Origin of the sequence: Mesorhizobium sp. AR07, assembly GCF_024746815.1 — a bacterium.
Taxonomy (GTDB): Bacteria; Pseudomonadota; Alphaproteobacteria; order Rhizobiales; family Rhizobiaceae; genus Mesorhizobium.
On sequence record NZ_CP080527.1, the window covers coordinates 124,170 to 149,039 of the forward strand.

Annotated in this window: 23 protein-coding genes and 6 pseudogenes; 18 read left to right on the forward strand and 11 right to left on the reverse strand. The window is 59.6% G+C overall.

The features are described 5' to 3' along the window. Nucleotides 1-28 precede the first annotated feature (28 nt). Both BPNPMPFG_RS35050 and BPNPMPFG_RS35055 read right to left on the reverse strand, forming a co-directional pair. The gene (locus BPNPMPFG_RS35050; RefSeq protein WP_319946028.1) at nt 29-1,183 is read right to left on the reverse strand and encodes a Gfo/Idh/MocA family protein; all 1,155 of its coding nucleotides are present in this window, start codon (nt 1,181-1,183) and stop codon (nt 29-31) included. Next, the gene (locus BPNPMPFG_RS35055) at nt 1,180-2,124 is read right to left on the reverse strand and encodes a Gfo/Idh/MocA family oxidoreductase (RefSeq protein ID WP_258598126.1); all 945 of its coding nucleotides are present in this window, start codon (nt 2,122-2,124) and stop codon (nt 1,180-1,182) included. The genes BPNPMPFG_RS35050 and BPNPMPFG_RS35055 overlap by 4 nt, the downstream gene beginning before the upstream one ends. A gap of 830 nt (nt 2,125-2,954) precedes the next feature. On the opposite strand from BPNPMPFG_RS35055, the pseudogene BPNPMPFG_RS35060 reads away from it, so the two are divergent. Next, nucleotides 2,955-4,103 (forward strand): annotated as a pseudogene (locus BPNPMPFG_RS35060) (IS701 family transposase); the annotation flags it as partial. A gap of 657 nt (nt 4,104-4,760) precedes the next feature. On the opposite strand, the pseudogene BPNPMPFG_RS35065 reads toward BPNPMPFG_RS35060, so the two are convergent. Beyond that, a pseudogene (locus tag BPNPMPFG_RS35065) lies at nt 4,761-5,194 on the reverse strand (carbohydrate kinase family protein); the annotation flags it as partial. A gap of 599 nt (nt 5,195-5,793) precedes the next feature. Here BPNPMPFG_RS35065 and BPNPMPFG_RS35070 point away from each other — a divergent pair. Together BPNPMPFG_RS35070 and BPNPMPFG_RS35075 are read left to right on the forward strand one after the other, a co-directional pair. Continuing rightward, nucleotides 5,794-6,156, forward strand: a complete 363-nt coding sequence (locus tag BPNPMPFG_RS35070) for an exopolysaccharide production repressor protein (RefSeq protein WP_258598130.1) — start codon at nt 5,794-5,796, stop codon at nt 6,154-6,156. Nucleotides 6,157-6,222: 66 nt separating this feature from the next. Next, on the forward strand, nt 6,223-6,468 hold the full coding sequence (locus BPNPMPFG_RS35075; RefSeq protein WP_258598132.1) for a hypothetical protein: 246 nt from the start codon (nt 6,223-6,225) through the stop codon (nt 6,466-6,468). A 580-nt stretch (nt 6,469-7,048) separates the two neighbouring features. Here BPNPMPFG_RS35075 and BPNPMPFG_RS35080 read toward each other — a convergent pair. Next, complete coding sequence (locus BPNPMPFG_RS35080) at nt 7,049-7,570, reverse strand: hypothetical protein (RefSeq protein WP_258598133.1); 522 nt, start codon at nt 7,568-7,570, stop codon at nt 7,049-7,051. Then, nucleotides 7,512-7,913, reverse strand: coding sequence for a DUF6946 family protein (locus tag BPNPMPFG_RS35085; RefSeq protein ID WP_258598134.1), 402 nt, complete (start codon nt 7,911-7,913; stop codon nt 7,512-7,514). Before BPNPMPFG_RS35085 ends, BPNPMPFG_RS35080 begins: the two co-directional genes overlap by 59 nt. Before the next feature lie 74 nt (nt 7,914-7,987). Here BPNPMPFG_RS35085 and BPNPMPFG_RS35090 point away from each other — a divergent pair. From BPNPMPFG_RS35090 to istB, 6 genes and pseudogenes are all read left to right on the forward strand, one after another. Then, a pseudogene (locus BPNPMPFG_RS35090) lies at nt 7,988-8,626 on the forward strand (IS21 family transposase); the annotation flags it as partial. A gap of 163 nt (nt 8,627-8,789) precedes the next feature. Continuing rightward, nucleotides 8,790-10,055 carry a site-specific integrase gene (locus tag BPNPMPFG_RS35095; protein WP_258598135.1) on the forward strand — a complete coding sequence of 422 codons (1,266 nt, stop codon included), beginning with the start codon at nt 8,790-8,792 and terminating at the stop codon, nt 10,053-10,055. Continuing rightward, nucleotides 10,052-11,041, forward strand: coding sequence for a tyrosine-type recombinase/integrase (locus tag BPNPMPFG_RS35100; protein ID WP_258598137.1), 990 nt, complete (start codon nt 10,052-10,054; stop codon nt 11,039-11,041). Before BPNPMPFG_RS35095 ends, BPNPMPFG_RS35100 begins: the two co-directional genes overlap by 4 nt. After that, nucleotides 11,038-12,042 carry a tyrosine-type recombinase/integrase gene (locus BPNPMPFG_RS35105; protein WP_258598138.1) on the forward strand — a complete coding sequence of 335 codons (1,005 nt, stop codon included), beginning with the start codon at nt 11,038-11,040 and terminating at the stop codon, nt 12,040-12,042. Before BPNPMPFG_RS35100 ends, BPNPMPFG_RS35105 begins: the two co-directional genes overlap by 4 nt. Before the next feature lie 79 nt (nt 12,043-12,121). Beyond that, a pseudogene (locus tag BPNPMPFG_RS35110) lies at nt 12,122-13,024 on the forward strand (Mu transposase domain-containing protein); the annotation flags it as partial. Between the two features lie 15 nt (nt 13,025-13,039). Beyond that, nucleotides 13,040-13,804, forward strand: coding sequence for an IS21-like element helper ATPase IstB (gene istB, locus BPNPMPFG_RS35115; protein ID WP_167458560.1), 765 nt, complete (start codon nt 13,040-13,042; stop codon nt 13,802-13,804). Here the strand turns inward: istB and BPNPMPFG_RS35120 are convergent. Continuing rightward, nucleotides 13,739-14,260, reverse strand: coding sequence for a DUF6946 family protein (locus BPNPMPFG_RS35120; RefSeq protein ID WP_258598140.1), 522 nt, complete (start codon nt 14,258-14,260; stop codon nt 13,739-13,741). The two genes, istB and BPNPMPFG_RS35120, sit on opposite strands and share 66 nt — an antisense overlap. A 160-nt stretch (nt 14,261-14,420) precedes the next feature. Further along, nucleotides 14,421-14,677: pseudogene (locus tag BPNPMPFG_RS35125) on the reverse strand (transposase); the annotation flags it as partial. A 131-nt stretch (nt 14,678-14,808) separates the two neighbouring features. Here BPNPMPFG_RS35125 and BPNPMPFG_RS35130 point away from each other — a divergent pair. The 3 genes from BPNPMPFG_RS35130 (at nt 14,809) to BPNPMPFG_RS35140 (ending at nt 17,283) form a co-directional block, all read left to right on the forward strand. Then, nucleotides 14,809-15,270, forward strand: coding sequence for a phasin (locus BPNPMPFG_RS35130; RefSeq protein WP_258598143.1), 462 nt, complete (start codon nt 14,809-14,811; stop codon nt 15,268-15,270). 897 nt (nt 15,271-16,167) lie between these two features. Next, complete coding sequence (locus BPNPMPFG_RS35135) at nt 16,168-16,629, forward strand: hypothetical protein (protein ID WP_258598146.1); 462 nt, start codon at nt 16,168-16,170, stop codon at nt 16,627-16,629. A 252-nt stretch (nt 16,630-16,881) separates the two neighbouring features. Further along, on the forward strand, nt 16,882-17,283 hold the full coding sequence (locus tag BPNPMPFG_RS35140; RefSeq protein ID WP_258598147.1) for a hypothetical protein: 402 nt from the start codon (nt 16,882-16,884) through the stop codon (nt 17,281-17,283). Between the two features lie 6 nt (nt 17,284-17,289). Here the strand turns inward: BPNPMPFG_RS35140 and BPNPMPFG_RS35145 are convergent, their stop codons facing one another. The 4 genes from BPNPMPFG_RS35145 to BPNPMPFG_RS35160 form a co-directional block, all read right to left on the reverse strand. After that, the gene (locus BPNPMPFG_RS35145; protein ID WP_258598202.1) at nt 17,290-17,610 is read right to left on the reverse strand and encodes a hypothetical protein; all 321 of its coding nucleotides are present in this window, start codon (nt 17,608-17,610) and stop codon (nt 17,290-17,292) included. 360 nt (nt 17,611-17,970) lie between these two features. After that, a complete protein-coding gene (locus BPNPMPFG_RS35150) occupies nt 17,971-18,219 on the reverse strand; it encodes a cold-shock protein (RefSeq protein WP_258598149.1) in 249 nt (82 codons plus the stop codon). Next, entirely contained in the window at nt 18,113-18,577 is a 465-nt protein-coding gene (locus BPNPMPFG_RS43315; RefSeq protein ID WP_413776913.1) for a cold-shock protein, read from the reverse strand. The genes BPNPMPFG_RS35150 and BPNPMPFG_RS43315 overlap by 107 nt, the downstream gene beginning before the upstream one ends. Nucleotides 18,578-18,643: 66 nt before the next feature. After that, nucleotides 18,644-18,889: a hypothetical protein gene (locus tag BPNPMPFG_RS35160; RefSeq protein ID WP_258598152.1), complete on the reverse strand. Its 246-nt coding sequence runs from the start codon at nt 18,887-18,889 to the stop codon at nt 18,644-18,646. 225 nt (nt 18,890-19,114) lie between these two features. Here BPNPMPFG_RS35160 and BPNPMPFG_RS35165 point away from each other — a divergent pair, with 225 nt between their 5' ends. The 6 genes and pseudogenes from BPNPMPFG_RS35165 to BPNPMPFG_RS35190 all read left to right on the forward strand — a co-directional run. Next, nucleotides 19,115-20,074, forward strand: coding sequence for an NUDIX hydrolase (locus BPNPMPFG_RS35165; RefSeq protein WP_258598153.1), 960 nt, complete (start codon nt 19,115-19,117; stop codon nt 20,072-20,074). A gap of 66 nt (nt 20,075-20,140) precedes the next feature. Next, nucleotides 20,141-21,115, forward strand: coding sequence for a quinolinate synthase NadA (gene nadA, locus BPNPMPFG_RS35170; RefSeq protein ID WP_258598155.1), 975 nt, complete (start codon nt 20,141-20,143; stop codon nt 21,113-21,115). Next, on the forward strand, nt 21,112-22,656 hold the full coding sequence (locus tag BPNPMPFG_RS35175) for an L-aspartate oxidase (RefSeq protein WP_258598157.1): 1,545 nt from the start codon (nt 21,112-21,114) through the stop codon (nt 22,654-22,656). Before nadA ends, BPNPMPFG_RS35175 begins: the two co-directional genes overlap by 4 nt. Then, the gene (nadC, locus tag BPNPMPFG_RS35180) at nt 22,653-23,507 is read left to right on the forward strand and encodes a carboxylating nicotinate-nucleotide diphosphorylase (RefSeq protein ID WP_258598158.1); all 855 of its coding nucleotides are present in this window, start codon (nt 22,653-22,655) and stop codon (nt 23,505-23,507) included. The genes BPNPMPFG_RS35175 and nadC overlap by 4 nt, the downstream gene beginning before the upstream one ends. Nucleotides 23,508-23,664: 157 nt before the next feature. Next, nucleotides 23,665-24,606, forward strand: a complete 942-nt coding sequence (gene bioB, locus BPNPMPFG_RS35185; RefSeq protein WP_258598159.1) for a biotin synthase BioB — start codon at nt 23,665-23,667, stop codon at nt 24,604-24,606. Then, nucleotides 24,603-24,836, forward strand: a pseudogene (locus tag BPNPMPFG_RS35190) (8-amino-7-oxononanoate synthase); the annotation flags it as partial. The gene bioB and the pseudogene BPNPMPFG_RS35190, both read left to right, overlap by 4 nt. Nucleotides 24,837-24,870 lie beyond the last annotated feature (34 nt).

Here is a 24,870-nt window from a genome sequence, read left to right on the forward strand (position 1 = left end):
ATGTCCAATTTTCACAGGGAGGAACACATTAGGGAATGGAAAAACGAGCTGCCAGAGAGGCCGGATCAATAGTATCAATGCAGACCGAATTGCAGCTAACGTGGGAGGCTCGAGCCGCCGCGTAAATACGCATCGTTTGAATGGCAGCGTCGATTCCCGAAATCGGAGGATGATCCCCCAACGCATCGTCCATCGCGCTCTGGGCATAGCCAAGAACAGCCTGTTCGCCATTATGCCGCCAGAGAATATCGTTTGGATCTAGTGCAGTGGCACTGGGGGAGAAAGGAGATGCAAACAACGGCGTTCCGTAACGAGCAAGCGGGCGGTCCAAATCTGCTCCGCGACGTCGGCGAAGTGTCCAAGGACCGAACTCTTCGGTCCAAGTCAGTTCGCCCTTTGAGAAAGAAATCGCTGCTCCCCCCATAAACCCAACATCATCACGGGTGTCAATAAAAGCAGACGCTCCATTTTCATAAACAATCATTAAACTTGCGCCCGGATCATTAAAACGCATCCCACGCGGATTGTCGGCGGGCTGGGTTTCGGTAGCAAAGACATGGGTCGCTCTTGCATCGATCAGCGTGTTCGCCAGATCTATCCAATGGGTGCCGACGCAGCCCAGTGCCCCCCCGCCAAATCGTAACGTAACAGTTTTAATATCGCCCATCTCCTCCTTCAGATGACGTACGCGCGCGTAGGCGTCGCAATAGCGTCTCCCATGATTGACTATGACGCGAACGCCTTTGTCCTCCGATCGGAGCTTGATATCGATTGCTTCATCAACGGATTGAGAGACAGGCTTCTCAATTACGATGCGCCTGAAGCCAAGGCCGATTGCCTCTATCGCGAGCCTATGATGAAGGTCTGCCGTAGTGGCAATGACGAGGAGATCCACATTATCGGACGGAAGCTCTGCGAGACTGTCGCAGCGAAGCGAAGCAAGATCAGGATTCAACTGGATTGCATGCGGCTTGGCGGAGGGATCAACAAGTCCCACGATAGTGCACCTACGACGTAGCGCTGCAGTGACGTGGCGCGCGCCCATCAGACCGAGCCCAACCACCGCCACTCGTGCACCCTCTACCACCGGGGGACTGCCGACCCGGCGGTGGTCAGGGCCACCTATTCCTGCGAGAACTGAAGAGTGCGATGCAACGTCTATTTTTAGGATCTGAGAGGTCACAGGGGATATCCAAAGACTGTTGCGAGATGACGAAGGTGCCAAGCTTGATATGCAGCTGTGGCCAAGCGGGCTGCAGGGTCGCCTGAGAGGAAAGCCTCAACCTGTCCCTTGAGACCAGGTTTGAGATTGGAGTCATCCCTATACAATAACGGCACATCTTGCTCGGCGACTGACGGCCCTTCGACCATCTTCAAAGTCTCAAGCGGCATCAGTATGTACCGTCGCCGAGGAACACTCATCGCAATGCGCCAGCGTCCCACCGAGGCGTAGTTGCCGTGGTATACATAACGTGTTCCTGTTGATGTAAGACCGCTTCCCACGAATACCGAGTGCCCTGGATGCCATGCAATCGCAGGATCCACCGGCTGGGACGCGACGGTGTGTAGCTCGACGGAACGGCCACAGAGATAGAAGAGAAGATCGAAGACATGAGAGGCATTGGCATAGCCCCAGCGCGCCTTAATTGCTGCGTTGGTGTCAAGCGATTCGATTCGCGGAACCGGTTCGTCGAATTCAATGCTTGCGGAGAGAACCGATCCTTCTTCGGCCAATCGATTGCGGAGCGTATTTACGCTCGCCAAAAAACGGCGATTGTAACCAACGAAGACGGAGGTCACTCCGCTAGCTATACGCGGATGCCGAAATATTGCCTCCATCTCAGCCGCCTCAAGCGCGCCCGGCTTTTCCACGAGAATCTGAGGACATATATCAGCGAGAAGCGCCGTAAGCGGGGCAAGGGTATCAACGGGGGTCGCGACAATGGCAAAGCTAGGCATAGCAACTTCGCCACGGAATGCTATGCGTACGGCGTGGCCCACTCCATCCGAGATACCATCGCAACCGAAGTCGCGCGCAAAGACCGCAGTTCGCTCAACGTCCCTTCCGACAACAGTAAACGGTATATCTATATTTTTAAGGACCAAGGCGTAATCGCGCGCCATGGGACCAGTTCCGACAAGCCAAAGCATGGATTAATTACGCCACTTTTCAAGTGACCCTTTTCTTGCCCATCGCTGCATTTATGAAAGGCTTTCTGACCCGCGCGCCATGCGGTACGGCGCCGACGGCCTGACGTCGAAGAGTCCGGCCGAGCAATCGGCGGCATGAAGGTGGGTCATGCTCATCCGTCGATCAAAATACGCCGCCGCAAGCGTGAGCTTCCCGAAAAAGTCTCCCACGCGTCGACCATAAATCTTCGTAAGCGGCACACTATCCAGCTGGTCATCCCAGTTCTCCCCCCTGGTTTCGAAGTACTGATCCGTAACCCGTTTGGTGCATTCGAGCAGAAATCGGCTGCACTGAGATACGCATACGTCTACGCGTTCCGATCGGCGTCCTGTCCCATTCGTGCTCCCATCCGACAACACAAGAGAACGTCGTGGGCCATAGAGTTGGGAAACTGCTAGTCGCGACTACTCACGGACAATACTTCGAACATGTCGGATTCATGTAAAGAATACACGAAGTCCTGACTCACAGATAACCAACGCTTATTACGTGTAGCTAATGTTGTTACGTGATACCCAAAGCCATTCTCGCGTCGATGCTTACACTTTCGATTGCGCCGGGGTTATGGCAATCAAGATTTGCTAAGTCAAGCTTGTTTCGAACAAGATAATATGAGATTTGTGTGCCGCCTAAATTGCCGCCATGTCCTTACTGCTATCGGCAAAAAGCAATCGAGAAAGAGATAAGTATTACAATTGCATTTCATGGGTGAAGTACTTATTTCTTCGATTCCGTGACGGGCGGCCAAAAGGGGTTATTGGCGATGGTTCAATCGATTGAAACGACATTCGAGATATGGGCCTCGTCACTACGCGAGGTGAAGGCCCGGATCAGCGGGCTTTTCCCTCAGGAACGCGTGGCGATTTCGGCAGGACTGTTCCTAGAAGGCCTGCTCCGGGACGAGCATCGCAAGACCGGTTGGATGCGAGCCGAGGCTGCGGGTGACCCCGGGCCGTGGCGCCAACAGGCCATTCTCGGAAGGGCAAAATGGGACGCAGACGCCTTACGCGACATCGTGCGCGAATACGCGCTTGAAACGCTGGCCGACAACGAAGCGGTCCTCGTGATCGACGAGACGGGTTTCATCAAGCAAGGCAACACTTCGTGCGGAGTAGCGCGGCAGGTCGACGGCTCGACTGGCAAGATAGCCAACTGCCAGATCGGCGTGTTTGCGGCCTATGCATCCAGGCACGGGCATGCTTTCGTTGATCGCGCGCTGTATCTTCCGAGGGCCTGGACGGATGACCCTGCCCGCTTGGCGCGGACCCAGGTGCCTGCCGGCAAGACTTTCGCAACAAAGTCCCGCCTGGCACTGGATATGATCGCACGCACCGTCGCTGCCGACGTACCCTTAAGCTGGGTAGCCACTGACCGCATCTACGCTAGCGTCGACATCGAAATGACCCTGCGAGGCCGGTGCAAGGGCTATGTGCTCGCCGTTAACGCTAACCATCATTTCGCTTCCCGAAATCGCTTCTTCCCATTAGGCGGCACGGCCGAAGATATCGCAGGGAATCTCGACCCCTCCCTCTGGCGGAGCTTGCCCCAAGGAGAGGCGCTCCAGGGCTCGGAATCATGGGCTTACTGCCCGTTCACTGACTTGGACGTCGCGGAATACGATAAAACGCGCTCCGGGCTCTGGACGCCAGGGCTCTTGATCCGACGCGATGCGAACCACGCTCTCTGCTACTTTTCAACCTGGTCTCCAGCGGGAACCGAGATCGAAACACTGGTCGCAGTGCAGCAATGTTGCAGGATTATCGAGGAAGGCCTTCGCACGGCGAAGAACGAACTGGGCCTCGACCATAACGAAACCCGCTCTTGGCACGGATGGCATCGCCACGTCTCGATGGTCATGCTCGCATTCGCGATGGTGTCGACCGTTCGTCACAAGGCAAGCCACGAGTCCCCGGGAGCGGTCGGAAGGCTCATGGGGACTAGTCGCCGATTCGAACGCCTGCTGAGGACTCCCAGGAAGCCGAAACCGGGATCGCTCGGGGCCGTCGCCGCCCTCCCACGGCAAGATCATTCCAGTGAATGTCGCCGCAAGCCCTTCCCGCCGGTCGAAAAGCAATAGTAACGTGAGGTTCAAACCTGAAATTATCCGTGAAAAGGAGCTCTCAGCCGCCATTCGAATCGAGGCCGGAAGGCCGGATTCGCCTGGATCGGCAGAAATGAAGAGATGGTCATGCGACAAAATGCCGTAACCGGTGTGCCCCAGTTCACGATAACGACCTGGCCGAGGGCGACGCTACTAAACGCTCGCGGAGTCGGGTTTGTGACTTGGGCGACGTTCGGTCATCCTTTGGGAGCAAACCGTTTGGGGCTGGGATTCCAGTGAAACAGTCCAGAAAGTTCGAGAACTTCACTACAGCTGAGCTTAGCGTCGAGCCTTCCTTAGCTGAATCAAAAGCAACCACCGTGCACCGGACGAAAACGCACGTGCCTGCCTTTTCGAGCTCAAACACACTGAGAGCCTGCGAAGGCTGGGCCGCGAACCTGCCGTTTACCTCAGACAGCCTTCAGCACCCCTGCTTGCTCGGTCTCGCGGCAGCGGTAGCTGTCGTGCGGGCGGGTCCCACAGATAACCCACGAAATGGGTGATCTTGGTGATCTTGGCGCCCGAAGCCTTGTCGGCCTCGCCATCCCACGGTCCGGGCTCGAGGCAAGCGCCCAGATATGTGTTCATCGAGCGCGCCGTCGGAGGCTCGCCCTTGAGTGTTTTGGGGTCGAAAGCGACGCCCTGGGCATGGATGTCGTGTGCACAGATTTCGCCGAGCAGATCGTTGGAGACCTTGCCGAAGCTGGCGACGTCTGCCGCCGTGTTACCGCGCTGCCGCGGGAGGCTTTGATCGCCGGGCCCAAGCGGCTGTAGAGCAGTTCGGCGCGCTCCGTGTCGATCAGGTTCATGATGATGCCGTTGGTCTCGAGGAATTCCTCGTCGGACTGGGCGATGACGTCGACAATGGCATTGCTGATGCAAGGCACGTCATAATCCGGCATCAATGTCTCCGCCAAAAACCAGCGGGCTTCTTACCCCGCCGGCCAGGAATGGGTCTAGCGATTCGTTGGGTTCTCGTTCACGAAAGATGCGGTCCATGGAGTTCTTTCGTTTCGGAATTTTGGTAATTGGTCCTAGCGAGGAAAGCAGGGCGATGGAAAGTTTCAAGGTCGAAAAGATGGACGGCACGAAGATCATCCGTAGCGTGTCTGTCGAGGCACAGAGCCATGTTCACGCAGTGGTGAAAGCGATCCCGCGACCGCTCAAGCCTGGTCGAGTACCCGGTAGGCCGTGGATACGCGTTACCGACTCTGATCGTATGTCCAGAGAGTTTTCCAGCGGAGACTAGACCGAGCCATGTTGCTCCCCTCGCTCATGAGCTTATCGATATTGTTGCTATTGTCGTGTGGAATGCTGACGCTTGGAGGAAAGCGCGGTTACGATTTGTTCGACGATGGGAAATCGGGCCGAAGCGGAGATGAGACGTGTGTGTTCTGGATCGTCATAACAGTCTTCGCGATAGGATTTGCCACTTGGTGGAGAGTCTAGTATCCTCAGAACGTAGCAGTCATTTTACTTTTTCGAATGATATACCATCCCATTGGAGAAATATTCTCTGACCATCTTGCCGCCGACTGGAAAAGATGAGACGATAGGCAATGAGATTGGGGCAAGCAGACCATTTTTGGGCAGGAGTTTGGAGGGGAAAATGTATTTTCCAAGGTTTTTAGTTAGCGCGACAGTTGTATTGGCAGGTCTTCTGATTTGGACATATTATGTGACCGGATCGTGTTGGTACTCATTGATTTGGACTGCACTCGGCGCTTTGGTGCTGCAACTTGGATACTTTCTGGCTGTTGGTTTCCTCATTTTTCGCAGCGGCGCGGCAAAACTGGAACAATTATCTGCAAGAGACGAAGAACGCGTCAACCTATTTGACGGGACGGGATCGTTGTTCCATTAAATTGAAAATCCGATGTCACACCTGATCTTCCGGGAAATCCACCCACTCGATCCAGGAGTTACGATCATGCGCAACTACGTGCTCGGAGTGAGCCTGCTTGGCCTGACCGCCTTGGCCGGTCTTGCGGCGGTACAGACCGCAGTGCCACAGGCCATCAATGTCACGGCCCAATGCACCACCGACGCCACCGGTCTCAATGGCCGTCGAGCCGCGTGCGACAGCCAGGTGCAGAGGATCACGGCCCCGCACGGCTATGTACTTGCCAAGGAGACGGCAAAGGGCGGCCTGAGCTCTGGCAACGACTCGGAATAGGAATGTCGCGTCCGGTTCACCGAACAATATCGAGGTGATCCCCGGCCTGCCGCAGCCGCGGAGTATCGAATTGCAGATGCATGCCCGTTCGCCGAGTGGCCACGCTTCCGACTGGGGCTGGGCGGTCTGCTCCTACAGCGTGAACATGATCCCGCTACCGCCCAAGGCAGCCAGCTAACCCCCTGCTCGCGGGGCAAGGGGCGCTGCCTACGGGACGGAGTGTCGGCTGCGCTCCGTCCCACAATCATTAGTTCCTGATCAGACGTACCACGACCTAAATCATACATTTGCGCTCGATCTGCTACTCTACCGGACCGTCTAAGAAGTACGGCGTGCTGCAGAATGCGGCCACAGTTCCATCGCATCAGCTGTTCCCTCTGGAGGTTTTAACCTTCACACCTAAAAGGGCCTCGGTTTTCCGCCTTCGTCACTGTCTGCAACGCGGCGCGATCGCCGCTTCAGCCAACATCAATGCCCCCGACCGGGCTCAAGGCTGCCACCACCACGCCGGCGGCACACTCCCTCTTGGCCGCTCCGCAATCGCGGAGCGGGTTAGTCCAAGGTTTCTCATCTTACGGCACTACGCTGCCACAAGGTCTCGCCCGACAGGGTTGAGAACGAAGTTGTTGCGATATTTTTCAAACAAACTCTCAACTTGATCGACCCGGAAATAGCGCTCGTCAGCCGTCTTGCTGGTTGGTTTATCCCTGCGCGCGAGGGCGTCGGAAACGTCTCTCGGGATCAGGTAAATTGCCCTGCCATTTGTTACATCTGGCAGAAGGATAACGATTGCAAGCCAATCGAACTGATCGAAGTCGTCGTAGGTGACGTAGGACGGCCCGTGTTTGAACGTTCGAGATTTTACAGACACCCTTTGCGGGGAATGCCCGACTGGCTGAGCGATGACATCATAGCCAGGCCAGTTGTCAGGAACTTTGAGAGCCGGCACTCCGGCAAGGGTCAATTCAGCGGCGACCACCATCTCGCAGGCGTCACCCATCTGCTTTGACGTGTACAGTCTCGTTTGCAAGATGATGGAGCCTTCAATGTGAGAGATGTTCTGGATTTCCGGTCGCCCAACCCAACCGAAGGCGTCGGCCACTTTTCAAAACGATGATGATTGGTTGGTCTGGTCGAGCCGACATGCCGAAAAGGCTGGCAAACCGCTCGAAGTCAGCGAACCACATCCGGGAGACGGAGAAGGAATGTACGATCATCGCCGCTTCGTCCGTCTTGAACCGCTTCGCATCCAACAATGCTAATGAGGTTCGATGCAGCAGTTGGTAGCGCACGTCCGATGGAGGTACGGCGTCTAAACCCAGCAGATCGCGGATTTGAAGCATGCGAAGTTGCTTGCCAACTGAGGGTTCTGCGTGTTTCGGGTGATGGCGGGCAGTGATTTCGGAGGATGATGGGCGCGCGTTTCGCGCGATGATGGGCAGCATTTTTGCGGGCTCGTAGGCGGGTCTGGTCGGCAGACTAACGATAGAAGCCCCTTCTGGAATGAGGGAGGGGCGAGATGCCGACGGAACGACTGACCATGCGCCGAATACGGGATGTTTTGCGATTGAAGTTTGGCCAAGGGCTGAGCGAGCGGGCGATTGCCGCGTCTCTCGGTCTCGGCAAGGGAAGCGTCGGCGCCTATGTCCTGCGGGCGCGGCAGGCCGGACTGGGCTGGCCCTTGCCGGGCGGTCTTGACGACGACGGTCTGGAGCTCCTTCTGTTTCCGGCGTCGCCGACGGTGCCGGATCCGGATCGCCCGATCCCGGATTGGGCAATGATCGATCGAGAACTGCGGCGCCCCGGGGTAACCCGGATGCTGTTGTGGGAAGAATACCGGGCGGCCCATCCCAACGGCTTTGCCTATACCTGGTTCTGCGTCCACTTCGATGCCTGGAAGGGCCGCGTCCGCCCGACGATGCGGCAGACGCATGTGGGTGGCGAGAAGGTCTTCGTCGACTTCGCCGGGGACACGATCGACGTGATCGACCCGGTGACTGGCGAGGCGCGGGCGATGAAGCTGTACGTTGCGGCGATGGGGGCCTCGAACCACACCTATGCCGAGGCCGTCGCCACCGAGGGGCTGGAGGACTGGATCGGCGCCCATGTCCGGATGTTCGCCTTCCTCGGCGGCGTGCCGAAGGTGGTGGTGCCCGATTACGTGCCCGGGCACGTAATCGGGCTTTTGTGTCCCGCGCGATTATGTTCCCTGCCGCCGACAAGACGTTGCTTTTGAACAGTATTGTCGACCTGCACGACACATAGCGTGAAGGAAGCCCAGAGCGCATCTTCTGTTTCCCGTAACTGGAATGGAGGTTGCCATGTTGGAACGCTTTTTCGTCAAGCCGCAGACGGTCGATCGGATCAAGGATTGCTGGCTTGGACCGCAAATCGAGCTGTATGTGACCGCACTGTGTGAGCGGGGATATGCCGCCCGCACCATCTATCGGCGGGTTCCGATATTGACGGCGTTCGCGGATTTCACCGCGATCCGCAGCATCGAGCAGATCGAGCAGGCGGAAGCCCTCATTGATGCATTCGTTGCCGACTGGCTATCCGCTCGGCGCGCGGGCCGATCCGCTGATGCATGTCGACGCGACCGCAACCTCGCTCGTGTTACTGTGCGGCATTTCTTCAGCCTGGCCATATCGAAGACCGAGTACCACCCTGACAGGACTGCACTGGACAACCCATTCGCAAGGCGGGTGCCCGGCTTCTTCGATTATCTCAGTGACGAGCGCGGCCTGCGCCCCGGTTCCCTTCGTCACTACCGGCACTATCTGCGCCGATTCGAAGTGTATCTCGACCAGATTGGATGCTACGACCTTGGAGCACTGTCATTGCCCGTGGTCACGGGATACGTCACGACGATGGCCCAACAGTTCGGGCCAAGGTCGATGATCAACCTGGCTGGCACGCTGCGGGTTTTCCTGCGATTCGCACACAGAGAGGGTGTTCTGCCGCGGGACATCAGCAAGCTGGTCGAGATACCCCAGCATTATCGGCTGGCTGACATCCCCCGATCGATCGGCTGGGATTCCGTCCAGAAGATGCTCGATCAGGTCGATCGCCGCACCGTCGTTGGCCGACGCGATTACGCCATGCTGTTGCTGATGATCTCCTATGGCCTGCGCGCCCGCGAGGTCGCGATGTTGACGCTCGACGACCTCGATTGGAAGCGAGACCGGCTGCATGTGCGCGAGCGCAAGGCCGAGCACAGCACGACCTATCCGCTGGCGCCCGTGGTCGGCGAAGCGATCGTAGACTATCTCAGGAACGGGCGCCCCGAGGTGCCAGGCAGGCAGCTTTTCTGGCGCCACCTGGCCCCACGATCGCCGCTGACACAGTCAGCGGTGTCGTGCATGGCCACTAAATATTTGCATAGAGCAGGCATCCCTGTATCTCGCCCTGGTTCCCATACGCTCCGACATGCGTGCGTTCAACGGTTGGTGGATAGTGGCTTTCCGCTCAAGACCATCGGCGATTATGTCGGGCATCGCGCTGCCTCCTCGACCATGATTTACGCGAAGGTCCAGGTCGATGGCTTGCGTGAAGTAGCTCTGGGTGACGGGGAGGATCTGCAATGAGCCCGCGTCTTCCCGAGCCCTCAAGCCCGATCGCGCGCCATATCGTCGCTTTCGTTCGCCACAAGCGCGCGCTCAACCGGCGCTACGACGTCGAAGACAAGGTGCTGCGGATGCTCGACGGCTATCTGAACGTTCAAGGGGTGACGAGCATGACCGAGATCACGCCGGCGCTCCTCGATGCTTTTTTCCTGAGCCGTCCGCGCTCGCGGCCGAGAAGCTTCAACCATCTTATCGGCGTCGTCGGCCGGCTGTTCGAGTGGATGGTCGAACATGACGTTATCGATCGCTCTCCTGTGACGATGAAGCCACGCCGGCGAGGTAATCCAAGACCTCCCTGCATCCTGGATCTGCGGACCGCTCAACAGCTCATCGATCGCGCCGCCGAGCTGCCGGATCAGAACAACGCCCCGCTTCGCGGTCGCGCCTATGCCACCATCTTCAGCCTACTGTTCGGGCTTGGTCTGCGCGTAGGCGAAGTTGCGCGCCTGCGCTGGCGGGATGTCGATCAGGGTCGTAACGTCCTAACTATCCGTGAGACGAAGTTTTCCAAGTCGAGGCTCATTCCCATCGGGCCGCACCTGGCGCAGCGCCTCTATGCGTTCATGGCATTGCGATCACAGCACCTGGTTGCGGTGACTGCCGACACACCGTTGTTCTCTTTCCTGCGAGGTCGGCCTGTGAACCCGGGCACGATCAGTATCATTTTCCGCTCGCTGGCCGATCAACTGGACATAGCGATCCCGCCAGGAGGAACTCCGGCTCACGTGCATGATCTTCGGCATAGCTTTGCCGTCGGGCGGCTTCTGCGATGGTATCGCGACGGAAGCAATGCCAACGACAAGCTGGTCAAGCTGTCGACTTTCATGGGGCACGTCGATCCCGCCTCCACCGCGGTCTACCTCACCATTACCGCCGATCTATTGGAAGCCGCCGGTCAGCGCTTCGAGCGCTTTGCTGCGCCGCTATCGCGTGGAGGTCGGCCATGAAGACCGTCGGCAGTCTCATTTACCAGTTTTTTGAACACCATCTCAAAGCCGAGAAAGGTTTGGCGCCGACCTCGATCCGGAGCTATCGCGATGGGATCCGACTGTTCCTTCTCTTCCTGGCCACGAAGAACCGACGCCCCATCAGCAAGCTCGAATTGACCGATCTCAACGCCGACAATGTGCGGGCCTTTCTAGCCCATCTTGAAGCCGAGCGCGGCAACAACATCCGATCACGGAACCACCGGCTCGCAATGTTGCATGGTTTCTTTGCTTATGCCGCGGGCCAGGAACCAATGGTGCTGCCGGAGGCCGAACGCGTCGCCGCCATTCCGAGGAAGCGTACGCAGCCAGCGGCCACTTATTACATCGAGCGCGACGAGGTCGAACGACTCTTTGACGGACTGCCGCGCGACGGGAAGTTGGCCACCCGTGACAAGGCGCTGCTCATGTTCATGTACAATACCGGAGCTCGCGCAACAGAAGTCATCGGACTGACCGTCAATCAGTTGGCTTTGACCTCCTCGCCGCGGGTGAACCTGCACGGCAAGGGCGACAAATGGCGGGCCTGCCCACTATGGCCCGAGACCGCCCGCCTGCTTGGCAAGATGCTGCGTGACCTACGCCAGCCGGCCACGCCGGAAAGTTCGGTCTTCCTCAATAACGTCGGCAAACCGCTGACGCGATTCGGCCTGTACAAGCTCGTCCGGCGTCATGGTTCGGACATTCGCATCGGTAACGGGCAGAGGTCCATTTCTCCGCACGTCTGGAGACACACGACAGCCGTCCATTTACTCGAATCCGGTGTCGACGTGAACGTCATAAGAGGTTGGCTTGGCCACGTCAGCCTGGATACGACCAACCGATATGCCGAGATCAACATCAAGATGAAGCAGGAGGCGCTTGAGGCTTGCCAGGTGCCTTCAACTTCTTCGGTGGGACCGCCCCGAAGACCAGTCTGGCAAAGCGAGCCAAAACTTCTCGAATGGCTCGCCGGCCTCTGATCGTTATGTGCCCCGCCGTCGGCGAGAACACTGGATCAGCAGGCGGCAGGGCACATAACCGCGCGGGACACAAAACCCTGACAACCTCAAGGCGGCGGTGGTCAAGGCCGACCGCTTCGATCCCGGGCTGAACCGCACCTATGCCGAGATGGCGGCGCATTACGGAACGGCGATCCTACCCGCCCGACCACGTCGGCCCAAGGATAAAGCCAAGGTCGAGGTTGCGGTCCAGGTGGCTCAGCGCTGGATCCTCGCCCGGCTGCGCAATCGCCAGTTCTTCTCGCTGACCGAACTGAACGCGGCGATCCGGCGGCTGCTGGACGAGTTGAACATGCGCGTCATGCGCGGCTACGGCGCCAGCCGCGCTGATCTCTTCGCCACGCTGGATCGGCCGCATCTGCAACCGCTGCCTGGGGCCCCCTATGTGTTTGCGCGCTGGAAGCGCTGCCGCGTCGCGCCTGATTACCACGTCGAGGTGGACAGTTCGTGGTATTCCGTCCCCTTCGGTCTTATCCGGCAGGAGGTGGATGTCCGGGTCTGCGGGGCCATCGTCGAGATATTCCATGGCGGCCGCCGGGTGGCCAGCCATCCCCGCTGCCCCGGACGGCGCAGCCATGTGACGCTGCCCGAGCACATGCCCTCGGCGCATCGCCGTCATGCCGAATGGACCCCGGCCCGGGTACTGGCGACAGCCGCAAGACTTGGCCCGTCCGTCATGGCCTTCTGCGAGACGGTGATGGCTGATCGTCCTCACCCGGAGCAAGGCTTCCGCACCTGCCTTGGTGTTCTGGCCCTGACCAGGAGCTATGATGTGGCGCGCCTCGATGCCGCCTGCCGGCGGGGGCTGTCGATCCGCGCGCGCTCCGTCGCTTCGATCCGCTCGATCCTTCAGACCGGTCTCGACCGGGCCTTCCTGGACGAGGCCCCCGAGGAGCGCCCTCTGCAACACGCCAATATCCGTGGCCAAGGTTACTATCATTAAAAGGAGACTGACCCTTTGCTGACTCACCCCACCTCCGAGCAACTGATGACGCTCGGCCTGACTGGCATGGCCAAGGCGCTGGATGAACAGCGTCAGGCCCAGACCACCTTCGAGCCGCTCGGCTTCGAAGACCGGCTCGGCCTCCTGGTCGACCGTGAAGCCGCGGACCGCGACGCCAAGCGCCTGATCGCTCGGCTGAAGTTCGCAGCCCTCCGGCAGTCGGCCTGCGTCGAGGATCTCGATTTGCGCACCGCGCGCGGCATTGACCGCGCCGTTATGGCCCATCTGATCGATGGCAGCTGGATCCAGCGCCACGAGAACTTGCTCATCACCGGCCCGACCGGCCTCGGCAAAAGCTGGATCGCCTGCGCGCTCGGCCACAAGGCCTGCCGCGATGGCCGCTCCGCCGCCTACCATCGCGTGCCGCGCCTGTTCGAGGCGCTCGCCATCGCCAGGGGCGACGGGCGGCATGCCCGCATGCTGAAGGCCATCGCCCGCGTGGAGGTGCTGATCCTGGACGATTGGGGGCTATCGGTCCTGACCGCCACGGAACGACGCGACCTGCTGGAAATCCTCGAAGACCGCCATGAACGCGGCTCGACTATTGTCACCAGCCAGTTGCCCGTCGATCACTGGCACGAAGCCATCGGCGACCCGACCCTCGCCGATGCCATCCTCGACCGGCTCGTCCACAATGCCCACCGCCTCACCCTCTCAGGTGAAAGCCTGCGGCGGCGCGGGGCAATCACGAAACCACTTGACCAAACCGGCCAGGCCTGACTCCATGCAAGGGTCGACCAGCCTTGCCCGCGACCGCGAAATGGCTGCCCACGATGGCGTGAAACACCTGCCCGAGATCGCGTGAAATCGCCGCCCACATTCCGCGAAATGCGCAGGTTCTGCAAACCACTCGCCGACTGTTGGCCCGAATGGTTCCTTGACCTTGCCTTCAATGGTAGCCGCGCACGTCTCTTCGCCAAAGCGGATCAAAGCGAAGACATCGCTTTGGCTATCACGGCCCCCACCGGCCAACGGCACCTTGTGCTCAGGAAACGCAGCCAATAGCTCAGCTGGTTTGTCGAACATTGCGGCGATTTCGGACGGCAGACCCTTCGCCTTTTCCCAGCTGTGCGCGAGCGTTCGAGCCGAATAGCCCATTCGCCAATGCTTGGCGGGATCAGCCAAGAACGCCTGCCAGCTATCCGGCCCTGAGCTGGGAACATAAATTTGCGACATGCCGTCAAGCCTCTCGAACTATGCGGGCCATGGCTATCATAATCAGATCATAACTCAGTTGATGTGATTGTTAGAATTGGAAGGTTTGGCTTCACGAAAACCAGGGCTAGAACAATCAAGCTCTTGCGAGCCCGCGGGGTGAGCAGAGAATGCGCGCGACTTACATCCAGGCATCTGCGGAAGCGAGGGATTTCTCCCAGTGCCTGGCGAGCCTGCGGCACGCCCCAGCCGTGCGAATGTGCGCTCCGCGACCGAGCGGCGCGGCAGGATCCCGAAGCCTCTGGCTTTATCCGTCCGCGTGACGATCTCCAGGGTGAACGTGCCAACCTTTTGCATCGCGCCCTTAAGCTTCGGTCCGACATGGCCGCCGTCGGCGAAGACGTGTCGCAGCCACGGCCAGCGTTCGAGAAGGTTCTTGGGGGTATTTGTGTAGCGCCAGGCACAGCCGCTCGCGCAAATTCATGGCAGCTTCATAAATCCGTTGCGGCGATTTCGTACATGAAGGAGACGGCTTTGTTTTGAGGCCGCCCCTGGAAAAGGATGGAACAATGTCCAAGATCATCGGGAATACCGAAACGATCGAAAACGCCGGCTCCCCTGCCTTCGACCCCTCCAAGTCTGTCGAGCAAATCCGCGCTGTCGCCGAACAGGGCATTGAGCGGTCGAAGGAGGCATTTTCCAAATTGAGCTCGGACGTCGAAACGACTCAAAGGGCTTTCGACTCCACCTTTGAAATGGCTAAGATCACCAGCAACGAGATGCTCCTGAAGACGATTGCCGCTCTGCAAGCCAATGCCGAAGCCGGCTTCACGCACCTCGAAGCACTGGTTGCCGTGAAGTCGCCGTCCGAGTTTTTCGAACTGCAGACCGCATTCCTGCGCAAACAGATCGAGAAGTCCGCCGAGCAGTCCAAGGCCCTCCAGGCATTGATGTTGAGAGCTACCGAGGACGTATCCAAGCCGATCAAGGATGCCTTTGAGAAAGCTTTGAAGGAACGCAAGGCCGCCTGATTCTTTCAGGCAACCCGAGACCGAAAGTCAGTACCTCGTCTACTGGGGCACCTCGCGCTGGTCTTCTTCCATTTGGTCGGTCGGCTTTGTCTGCCCGACCTCATCGCAGTGACGTCGTCCTCACGGTTTTCGGCGCTTCTTGGTTCTCCCCGCTGTAGGCGGACAAGCCGTGCGATTTTTTCATGCAATGAGGTGGTGCGCGGCAAGTTGGGGAATGCCCCGCTTGTCGCCGTCTCGACAATCGCGCTGCGCACCGCTTCGGGGTCTCTGCCAATGCACCAAGGTCGACAGCGACGTGTTCCCGCCTGGAAGCTAGGGTACATTGCCGCGACTACCCTTCGCGAACAAGAGCGGCTAGCCTCAACAAGCCCGGAGCACGCCGGGGGACGGCCCAGCGCCGGCCCTGCTGTTCGACATACCGGCGTCGATGAGCACAGGGTTGCCGAGATTAGCGTGATAGGCATTGACGAGGATGCGGTTATGCGGGCTTGCCGGCCGTCCCTCCGGACCAGGTCGACACTTTGCTGATCACTCATGCATCCCGACCATATCAACGGCGTGCTGACCTTCTGCCAGAAGGCGTAGTCGGTAGCGGCGACGACGAGCTCTGCATCGGGAAATAGCACCTCGCCGGATCGCACTCTGGGCAACGGTAGGAGGAATTGCGCTTGTGGAGTACCTCGTCGATCGATGTAGGATCCATCGACTTTCATAGATTGGCCACCTGTCAGCAACCAACATAAGCATTGCCGCGCGCCCTATGGATTCGCGAAATGATGATCGCTCGTCGGCCTCGGCGTCAAGCAAACATGTGCGGGTACGAACGGAACCATTCACCTTGCGGAACAGCAGCAGTTGAGCAATGCTCGCCACTAGAGCATACCGTGGGGGCAGTAGATGGCCGAAGGGGCTTACCCAGGCGAAGGCGCCGACACAGCGCAGATCATTCGGCTGGCAAGTGAGTATCGTGAGGCTGCGCACAGTCTCCTCGCCCGTAAACTGAATGGGCTATCCTTGGCGCCGTGCCGGCTTGTCGCTGTTCATGCCATTGAACTCTATTTAAACGTTTTTCTTCGGGAAGCCGGCGTTCATGCTGCCGAAATACGTGGCTTCCAGCACGACCTTTCCAAGCGCGTGGAACGTGCGAAGAAGTCCGGTCTGGTTCTGCGCAAGCGCACGCAGCAGCATCTCGAGCAGATGACATCCGCACGGGAGTATGTAGTCACCCGGTACGGTCCGGAGATGACGAACACGTTGTCCCAAGTGAATCGTCTGATGGCGACTTTGGATGAACTGGACAAGAGGATTTCGTCCCTTGTTAGGTCAAAACGCGGCGATGGCTCGACCTCGAAGAATTAGCAACGTTCGCCGGCCCTATGCTTGGATCTTTGTCGGTGCCTTGGAGGACACGGGGATTGGAAATTGCTTATGGCAGAAACTCATCCGATCTGGTGATCGCGGTAAGCGCAATCGGCTCATCCGCCGGCTGCAACATCAAGAGCAACATCAAATGGCATCGCGACCGGTCATGATCTGGTACCTGCCAGCATTCTGCCAGTTCCTTTAGCGATTACTAATATGCTATATGCAAAAATGTGAGGGGTTAATTCCATGGGGCAGTCGCAAAGGCATATTGCACTGGTGTGGCTCATCCTGGCTGGCGATGCGGAGGCCCACGATTGGTACACCGGCAAGACTGATCCCATTCTTCATTATAACTGCTGCGGCAACAAAGACTGTCACCCAATCGATTCCAGCGACGTCAGGGCGACCAAAGACGGCTATTACGTCAGGCTAACTCGTCCCACCTACATGAATGAGCCACAAGGAGGGGAGTGGTTTATCCCCAGAGAGCGCGTCCAGGCGGCGCCGGATGATCGATACCATATCTGCGAGCGTTTGATGACGTTCTATCGGACGGTCACTCCACATATGAACTACGAGACCTTTCACAGGTTCAGATGGACGTGCTTCTTCGCACCAATGGGCACAGGTTCGATCGACGGGATGTAACCGAGCCTACATCGCGTTTGCAGGTGCGAAGAAGCAGTTTTCGTGCTCCTCGGTCGGATGCAGGCAGATGTGGAAATTGTCGTCGCCGGACGGAATGACCACGTCGTATGGCACGAAGTAGCGATTCTGATGAGTGACTTTCCGATGGTCGCCTGGTCGCAAGATGATCTCATAGCCATCGGGTCGCGGTGTTACTGTTTTGCTGGGAATCTTACCGCACTCTCCGGTCACCGGGTCGCCGTGACAGCAGGCCGGTGGATAGGTCCAGCTATCAGCGCTATGCGCAAACGCAGAGACATCCTTGAGCGCGGCAGCCGCGACGATCACGCCTGCCAAGCCCGCTATGCGTCGTGTTCCGACCGCATTCACCAATGGTCCCCTAAGCGGCGGCTAAGGTCGTCACAGCCTTTATACATCATAAGGCGGCACTAATGTAGGCCGGAAGCGTCTATGCTAAGACCGGCAAGGGACCGGGTGCGTGACACTCAAATGCCAAGCCAACGGCATAGTTCACAGTACTGGGGAAGATCCAAATGCGAAGCTGCTGGACCATTCTTGCTGCTCTGTTTGTCGCTCGTACCGCCTTCGCCTTTCAGTGTGAGAGCATAGCGGCCGTTGCGCCCCAGCCCAGCCAAAGTCTCGGTGAGACTTGGCCGATATCGGCATCTTAATCGGGCTCAATTTTTACTAGGCGAGGCGAATGCTCTGGACTTCCAAGCCTTTCTTGCCTTGCCCGCATGCGACAACCACCTTCTGTCCCTCCACCAGCGCACTGAGCCCTGAACGGGTCAGCGTGCTGGCATGAACGAAGACGTCCTTCTCACCGTTGTCAGGAGCTATGAAGCCGAAGCCCTTTTCGGGTTTGTACCACTTGACCGTGCCTCCGCTCTCTGGCTGCGCGCCCGTCTCGACGATGGTCGCTCCAGCGACGCGCATATGTGACGGAGTTTTCGCGATCTGATCGCCGATCTCCAGCACCTGCGCGACTTGATGACCTTTTGGACTTTTTTTCGACCGTGACCTTCAGAAGCGTCCCCTCGGCAACATCTCGGCTTCCGGCCGCCTCCAACACTCGGACGTGCAGATAGGCCTCCGTGCCGTCCGACAGTTTGACGAAGCCAAAACCCTTGGCGGCTGTGAACCACAACACCTCGGCGTCGACAGGGTGCGCGGTCACGGTCGCCGGGCGCTGAAAATAGCTTGGCTCGGAGGTCCGTTCCGAAAAGGAAACGGGGTCATCGTCGTGGCGATGCCCGCGTGGCTCGCGATGGTTTCGATATTTGCCCATGATCATCTCGACTGGCTTGGATGGCGAACTACGCTACCGTCAAGATAATCTCAATCGGGCGACGCGTTTATGTCAAATGGCCATGATGGCCGCAGCTGTGCCCGGCCTATCGGTCGACTTTGAAACTAGATTCATTTCATCTGAAACAATAGGGCCGGCGAGTCGATTTGTTGACTCGTACAGGTTGTGCTCGAATGCATTGATGGCGGCGCGGGCGAACTGGATAAGAATGTCGCAATGTCGATCGACGAGCTTTGCAATCGGCGTGGTATAGGCGGTCAGCAGACGAGCGTCGTCCCGCCTTTTTCGAACGAACATCTGGCGGCGTGATCGCGTTGGAGTTAGCAACCGCACTCGATGGACGCTTCCTTCCCCAACGTTACCAACCACGGCTGTCGCATTTGGCACATTTTTGTGTAGCCGCCAAAAGCCAAAAATCGCCACGACGCGTGGTGTTGACGGGCCGACAATTATCGTACAAATACCGAATTAAATCGGTTCAGCCGCCTACGCGGCAATGCTTGCCCAACCACTTCGGGGACCATGGACGATCGCGCAAAAGGCATCAGGAAAGGCAAGGCCTCAGTTAAGGCCAACGACGTCAAAGCCGACCTGATCGCCGTCGTTGTGGCAATGAACGGTGGGGGACCTTGTGTTCTCACCGTTGGACAGGAAGCCGCGCTGCCCTCGGGGCCATTCGAGCTTGCTCATCGTTCGCCGCAGTCGGGCCTCAGGGGATGGGTGGAACAACAGACAGGCCAGCCGCTCGGTTATATCGAACAGCTCTACACCTTCGCCGATCGCGACCGGATCGGCGGTGAACAGCGCGTGATTTCGATCAGCTACCTCGCGCTCACCCATCCAGACAAGGCTGGCGGCTCGGCCGGGCGCCACTGGGGAAGCTGGTACGACTATTTCCCGTGGGAGGATCACCGCTCCGGCACACCCGCGGTCGTGGACGAATTGCGGCTGCGCCTCATCGAATGGGCAGACGGCGCTGACGACGGCGCGACGCGCCTCGACCGGCGACGGCGGGCAGCGATCGCCTTCGGCTTCGACGACCGCCATTGGAACGAGGAACTTACGCTTCAACGCTATGAGCTGCTCTACGAGGCCGCCCTGGTGGAGGAAGCGATGCGCGGCGGATATTCGGCGGCGCCCACCTCGGTATCTGGCAAATCGATGATCGCCGATCACCGCCGCATCCTGGCAACGGCTATGGCGCGGCTGCGCTCCAAGATCAAATACCGGCCGGTCGTGTTCGAGCTGATGCCGCCGCTCTTCACACTTCTGCAGCTGCAGCGAACCGTGGAGGCGCTCTCCGGCAGGCTCATCAACAAGCCAAACTTCCGCCGGCTCATCGAGCAGCAGGACCTCGTTGAGAAGACCGGTGAGACGACGGCGGAAACCGGCGGCCGGCCCGCGCGCCTCTACCGCTTCCGCCACAACATTCTCGACGAGAGGCCCGTGGCTGGGACAAAATTGCCGCTTGCGCGGGCTTGACATCGCTTATAGTCACAACGAATATATAGATCACTTATATTCATGTAGACTATAACTGGAGGCTCGATGAGCGCCGTCCTGCCTTCGGGCGCGTCCCTGTACGACCGCGTCCGGCGCGTCATCCCCGCGATCGAATGGCCGGTATTTGCCAGCGATATCGATGCTATCCTTGCGCTGAAGCGGCAGCGAAATGCCGTCATCCTGGCGCACAACTACCAGACGCCGGAGATATTCCATTGCGTCGCAGATATCGTCGGCGACAGCCTGGCGCTTGCCCGCAAGGCGATGTCGACCGAAGCGGATGTCATTGTGCTGGCCGGGGTGCATTTCATGGCCGAGACGGCAAAGCTGCTCAATCCGCAAAAGACGGTGCTCATTCCTGATTTGCGCGCAGGCTGTTCGCTGGCGGACTCGATTACCGCCGAGGACATCCGGCTGCTGCGGCAACGCTATCCGGGCGTGCCGGTCGTGACCTACGTCAACACGTCGGCCGAGGTCAAAGCCGAGTCCGACATCTGCTGCACGTCAGGCAATGCGAAAGCCGTCGTGGAATCGCTTGGTGTTCCCAGGGTGATCATGCTGCCGGATGAGTATCTGGCCCAGAACATCGCCGCCCAGACCGACGTCGAAATCATCGCCTGGAAAGGGCATTGCGAGGTACATGAGCGCTTTACGCCGGCCGACATCCGCCAGCTGCGCGAGGACCATCCCGGCGTGACGGTGCTGGCGCATCCCGAGTGCCCGCCGGAAGTGGTGGCCGCAGCCGATTTTTCCGGGTCGACCGCAGCGATGTCTGACTACGTCGAAAAGCGAAAGCCGCCCCGCGTCGTGCTGCTGACGGAATGCTCGATGAGCGACAATGTCGCGCTCCAGCATCCGGAGCTCGAGTTCATCCGGCCCTGTAATTTGTGCCCGCACATGAAGCGGATAACGCTCGCCAACATCCGCGCCGCACTCGAAGAGAACTGCCATATCGTGACCATCGAGCCTGGAATCGCCGGGCGCGCGCGACTTGCCGTCGAGCGGATGCTCGCCGTATGAGTGCGGATGTGCGCAGCTTCTTTGGCCGGCCCATCATCATTGGCGGCGGCATTGCTGGATTATTGACCGCGCTTCATCTGGCGCCAGAACCCGTGCTTGTTTTGTCCAGGACGCCGCTCGGATCTGAAGCATCGAGCGCGTGGGCACAGGGCGGGCTGGCTGCCAGTCTTGGCGTTGACGACGATCCGGCGCTGCACCTCGCCGATACGCTCGCCGCCGGGGATGGGCTGTGCGACGCAGACATCGCAAGCCGCATTCTCCATGCGGCTCCTAACGCGATTGAGGCCCTGGAAAACCTTGGGGTCCGCTTCGATCGGACGCCTGAAGGAGCACTGCGCCTTGGCTTGGAGGCCGCGCACCGCCGCCGGCGCATCGTTCATGCCGGCGGCGACGGCAGCGGACAGGAAATCATGCGCGCGCTGGTCGCCGCCGTACGAAACGCTCCGTCGATTGTGGTGGTCGAGGGTGTGGAGGCGCGGCGGCTGGCGGTGGAGTACAATACGGTCCGGGGCGTTTGGGCAAGCTGTTCGATGAGCCCCGTGTTCCTGGGTACGGGACGGGTCGTCCTCGCGACCGGCGGGATTGGCGGCCTGTTCCACGACTCGACAAACCCCCTCGGCAGCTGCGGACAGGGGCTGGCGCTCGCGGCGCGCGCGGGTGCTGTCCTTGCCGACCTGGAATTCATCCAGTTCCATCCGACCGCGCTTGACCGGCCGGATCGCCCGATGCCGCTGATCAGTGAAGCGGTTCGCGGTGAAGGCGCTGCGATTGTCGACGAAACGGGCCGACGTTTCCTTAAAGACTTGCATGACGCGGAACTCGCGCCACGCGACGTGGTGGCGCGCGCCATCTGGACCCATCTTTCGAACGGCCACCGGGCCTTTCTCGATGGACGACAAAAGCCCGGCCCGACATTTGCGCGGCAGTTTCCGACGATTGCATCAACCTGCCGGCGCGCCGGCATCGACCCGGAGCGCGACCTCATTCCGATACGGCCGGCCCAGCACTATCACATGGGCGGCATAGCGGTGGATCGGGAGGGACGCTCCTCCGTTGCCGGACTGTGGGCTTGCGGCGAAGTCGCCTCGACTGGACTGCACGGCGCCAACAGGCTTGCCAGCAACTCGCTGACCGAAGCTGTGGTGTGCGCGCGCTGGGTCGCCGAAAGCGTGGCGGGATCTGCGATCGGCGTCAGAACACGATCGACGGCACGCGAAATTCCTGCGCCCGATTCAGTCTCCTTGCGCCCCCTCCTCTCACGCACCCTTGGCGTGAAGCGTGATGGCGAGATGTTGCGCGAGGCCATTCGGACATTGCTTCCGCTGGCCAGACGCCACAATGCGGCGTCCGATCCCGCCGCAGTGGGACTGATGATCGCGGTTGCCGCCTTGCTGCGCCAGGAAAGCCGCGGCGCTCACCACCGCACGGACTTTCCCGATCGTGCTGCCACCGCCCGCCGCTCCAGGCTCAGGCTTGACGAAGCCTTAGCGACAGCCGACGAACTCGCATGTTCGTCAACGCTTGAAGAGGTCGAGCCATGAACCTCTCGCCGCTTCCCGCAATCATGCTCGAGCCCCTGGTGCGGGCAGCGCTTCTGGAAGATCTCGGCCGGGCCGGTGATCTGACGACCGACGCCATCGTTCCGAAGGACCTTCGGGCAACGACCGTGCTTTCGGCACGACAGAGTGGAGTTGTCGCGGGGCTCGATCTGGCGATGCTCGCTTTCAGGCTGATCGATGAGAGGATCGAGAGTACGCTTGAGTGCCCGGACGGCGGCGAGGTGGCGCAAGGACAGACCATAGCGTCGGTGAGCGGGCCGGCTGGAGCCATTCTCACCGCCGAACGCACCGCGCTTAATTTCCTCAGCCATCTGAGCGGCATCGCCACGGCGACGGCATCGATCGTCAATGCCATCCACGACCACAAGGCGAAAATCGTCTGCACCCGCAAGACGACGCCCGGTTTGCGGGCAGTCGAAAAATACGCGGTGCGCGCTGGTGGCGGCGCCAATCACCGTTTCGGCCTCGACGACGCCATCCTGATCAAGGACAACCATATCGCCATGGCCGGAGGAATCCGCCCGGCCATTGAACGAGCGCGTGCGAGTGTCGGCCATCTCGTCAAGATCGAGGTCGAAGTCGATACGCTGGCCCAGTTGGAAGATGTCCTGGCTCTCGCCCCCGACGCTGTGCTGCTCGACAACATGTCGGTCGAGGAATTGCGCCATGCGGTATCGATGGTCGCCGGTCGATGCATCACCGAAGCATCGGGCAGTATCACCGCCGCCGCGGCGCCAGCAGTCGCCGCGACCGGCGTCGATATGATCTCCATCGGCTGGCTAACCCACAGCGCGCCGATCCTGGATATCGGCCTTGATTATCGGGACTCATGATCGACTACAAACGGACGGCAGCGGGCCGATAAGCCTTCCAGTCGCCGTCAATCCGCCAGCAAAGAAGCCGTAACGCCGGAACCCAGGGAACAGGACAGGGATGCACGCATCGAATTCGACGAAGACAATGCCACAGGCGCAATGCAACGATGGCGGGATGTGGACCCTGGAGAAGGCTCGGGCTGTCCACGACGCTCCCTTCAACAATCTCCTCTTCCTCGCGCAAACCGTCCACCGCGAGAATTTCGATCCCAACAAGGTCCAGCTCAGCCGGCTTCTCAGCATCAAGACCGGCGGCTGTCCGGAGGATTGCGGCTATTGCAGCCAGTCGGCCCATCATGAAACTGGCTTGAAGGCGTCGAAGCTGATGGAGGTCAGGCGCGTCATCGCCGAAGCGACCAAGGCGCGTGATGCCGGCGCCACCCGCTATTGCATGGGCGCCGCCTGGCGCAATCCCAAGGCGCGCGACATGGATGCGGTCGTTGCGACGGTCGAAGGCGTCAAGGCGCTGGGCATGGAGACCTGCATGACGCTCGGCATGCTCGATCTTGAGCAGACCGCTCGCCTGAAACAGGCTGGTCTCGACTATTACAACCACAACATCGATACGTCGGAACGCTACTATAGCGAGATCATCAGCACGCGCAGCTTTGCTGACCGGCTCGAAACACTCGAGCTTGTCCGCCAATCCGGCATCAAGGTCTGCTGTGGCGGCATTGTCGGCATGGGCGAAGAGCCGGTGGACCGGATCGACATGCTGGTGACGCTGGCCAACCTGCCGGCACATCCGCAAAGCGTTCCGATCAACATGCTGATCCCGATCGCCGGCACCCCGCTGGCCGAAGCCAGGCCCATCGAGCCGATCGAATTCGTGCGCGTGATCGCGCTGGCGCGCATCATGATGCCGAAATCACATGTGCGTCTTTCGGCGGGCCGCACCGCCATGACCGACGAGATGCAGGCGCTGTGCTTCTTTGCCGGCGCCAACTCGATCTTCGTCGGCGACACGCTGCTGACGGCGGACAATCCCGGCGAAGACAAGGATAGTCAGCTGTTCCGGCGTCTCGGCATCGAGCCGATGGAACGCGAGGCGCAATGAACGATGCACTTCTTGCCCGCTATGACGCATCCTTGCGCGGACTGGCGCGCAACGATCGCCTGCGGACGCTGTCGCCGCGCGCCGGGCTCGACTTCTCGTCAAACGGCTATCTCGGCCTTGCCTCTTCCAAAAGACTTGGCGAGGCGCTTGCGGCGGCGATCACGCGGGGAACGCCGGTCGGCGCCACCGGGTCGCGGCTGTTGCGAGGCAATGCACCTGAGCATGTCGCCGAACCGGAGATTTCCGCCATGGTCGAGGCGCTCG

Coding starts and splice junctions, on each gene's coding strand:
- nadA (WP_258598155.1), top strand. CDS start 20,141: ATGAGCGCCGTCCTGCCTTCGGGCGCGTCCCTGTACGACCGCGTCCGG.
- BPNPMPFG_RS35100 (WP_258598137.1), top strand. CDS start 10,052: ATGAGCCCGCGTCTTCCCGAGCCCTCAAGCCCGATCGCGCGCCATATC.
- BPNPMPFG_RS35105 (WP_258598138.1), top strand. CDS start 11,038: ATGAAGACCGTCGGCAGTCTCATTTACCAGTTTTTTGAACACCATCTC.
- BPNPMPFG_RS35095 (WP_258598135.1), top strand. CDS start 8,790: ATGTTGGAACGCTTTTTCGTCAAGCCGCAGACGGTCGATCGGATCAAG.
- nadC (WP_258598158.1), top strand. CDS start 22,653: ATGAACCTCTCGCCGCTTCCCGCAATCATGCTCGAGCCCCTGGTGCGG.
- BPNPMPFG_RS35135 (WP_258598146.1), top strand. CDS start 16,168: ATGGCCGAAGGGGCTTACCCAGGCGAAGGCGCCGACACAGCGCAGATC.
- BPNPMPFG_RS35140 (WP_258598147.1), top strand. CDS start 16,882: ATGGGGCAGTCGCAAAGGCATATTGCACTGGTGTGGCTCATCCTGGCT.
- BPNPMPFG_RS35160 (WP_258598152.1), bottom strand. CDS start 18,889: ATGTTCGTTCGAAAAAGGCGGGACGACGCTCGTCTGCTGACCGCCTAT.
- BPNPMPFG_RS35165 (WP_258598153.1), top strand. CDS start 19,115: ATGGACGATCGCGCAAAAGGCATCAGGAAAGGCAAGGCCTCAGTTAAG.
- BPNPMPFG_RS35075 (WP_258598132.1), top strand. CDS start 6,223: ATGCGCAACTACGTGCTCGGAGTGAGCCTGCTTGGCCTGACCGCCTTG.
- BPNPMPFG_RS35175 (WP_258598157.1), top strand. CDS start 21,112: ATGAGTGCGGATGTGCGCAGCTTCTTTGGCCGGCCCATCATCATTGGC.
- BPNPMPFG_RS35120 (WP_258598140.1), bottom strand. CDS start 14,260: ATGTCGCAAATTTATGTTCCCAGCTCAGGGCCGGATAGCTGGCAGGCG.
- bioB (WP_258598159.1), top strand. CDS start 23,665: ATGTGGACCCTGGAGAAGGCTCGGGCTGTCCACGACGCTCCCTTCAAC.
- BPNPMPFG_RS35055 (WP_258598126.1), bottom strand. CDS start 2,124: ATGGCGCGCGATTACGCCTTGGTCCTTAAAAATATAGATATACCGTTT.
- BPNPMPFG_RS35085 (WP_258598134.1), bottom strand. CDS start 7,913: ATGCTGCCCATCATCGCGCGAAACGCGCGCCCATCATCCTCCGAAATC.
- BPNPMPFG_RS43315 (WP_413776913.1), bottom strand. CDS start 18,577: ATGATCATGGGCAAATATCGAAACCATCGCGAGCCACGCGGGCATCGC.
- BPNPMPFG_RS35150 (WP_258598149.1), bottom strand. CDS start 18,219: ATGCGCGTCGCTGGAGCGACCATCGTCGAGACGGGCGCGCAGCCAGAG.
- BPNPMPFG_RS35130 (WP_258598143.1), top strand. CDS start 14,809: ATGTCCAAGATCATCGGGAATACCGAAACGATCGAAAACGCCGGCTCC.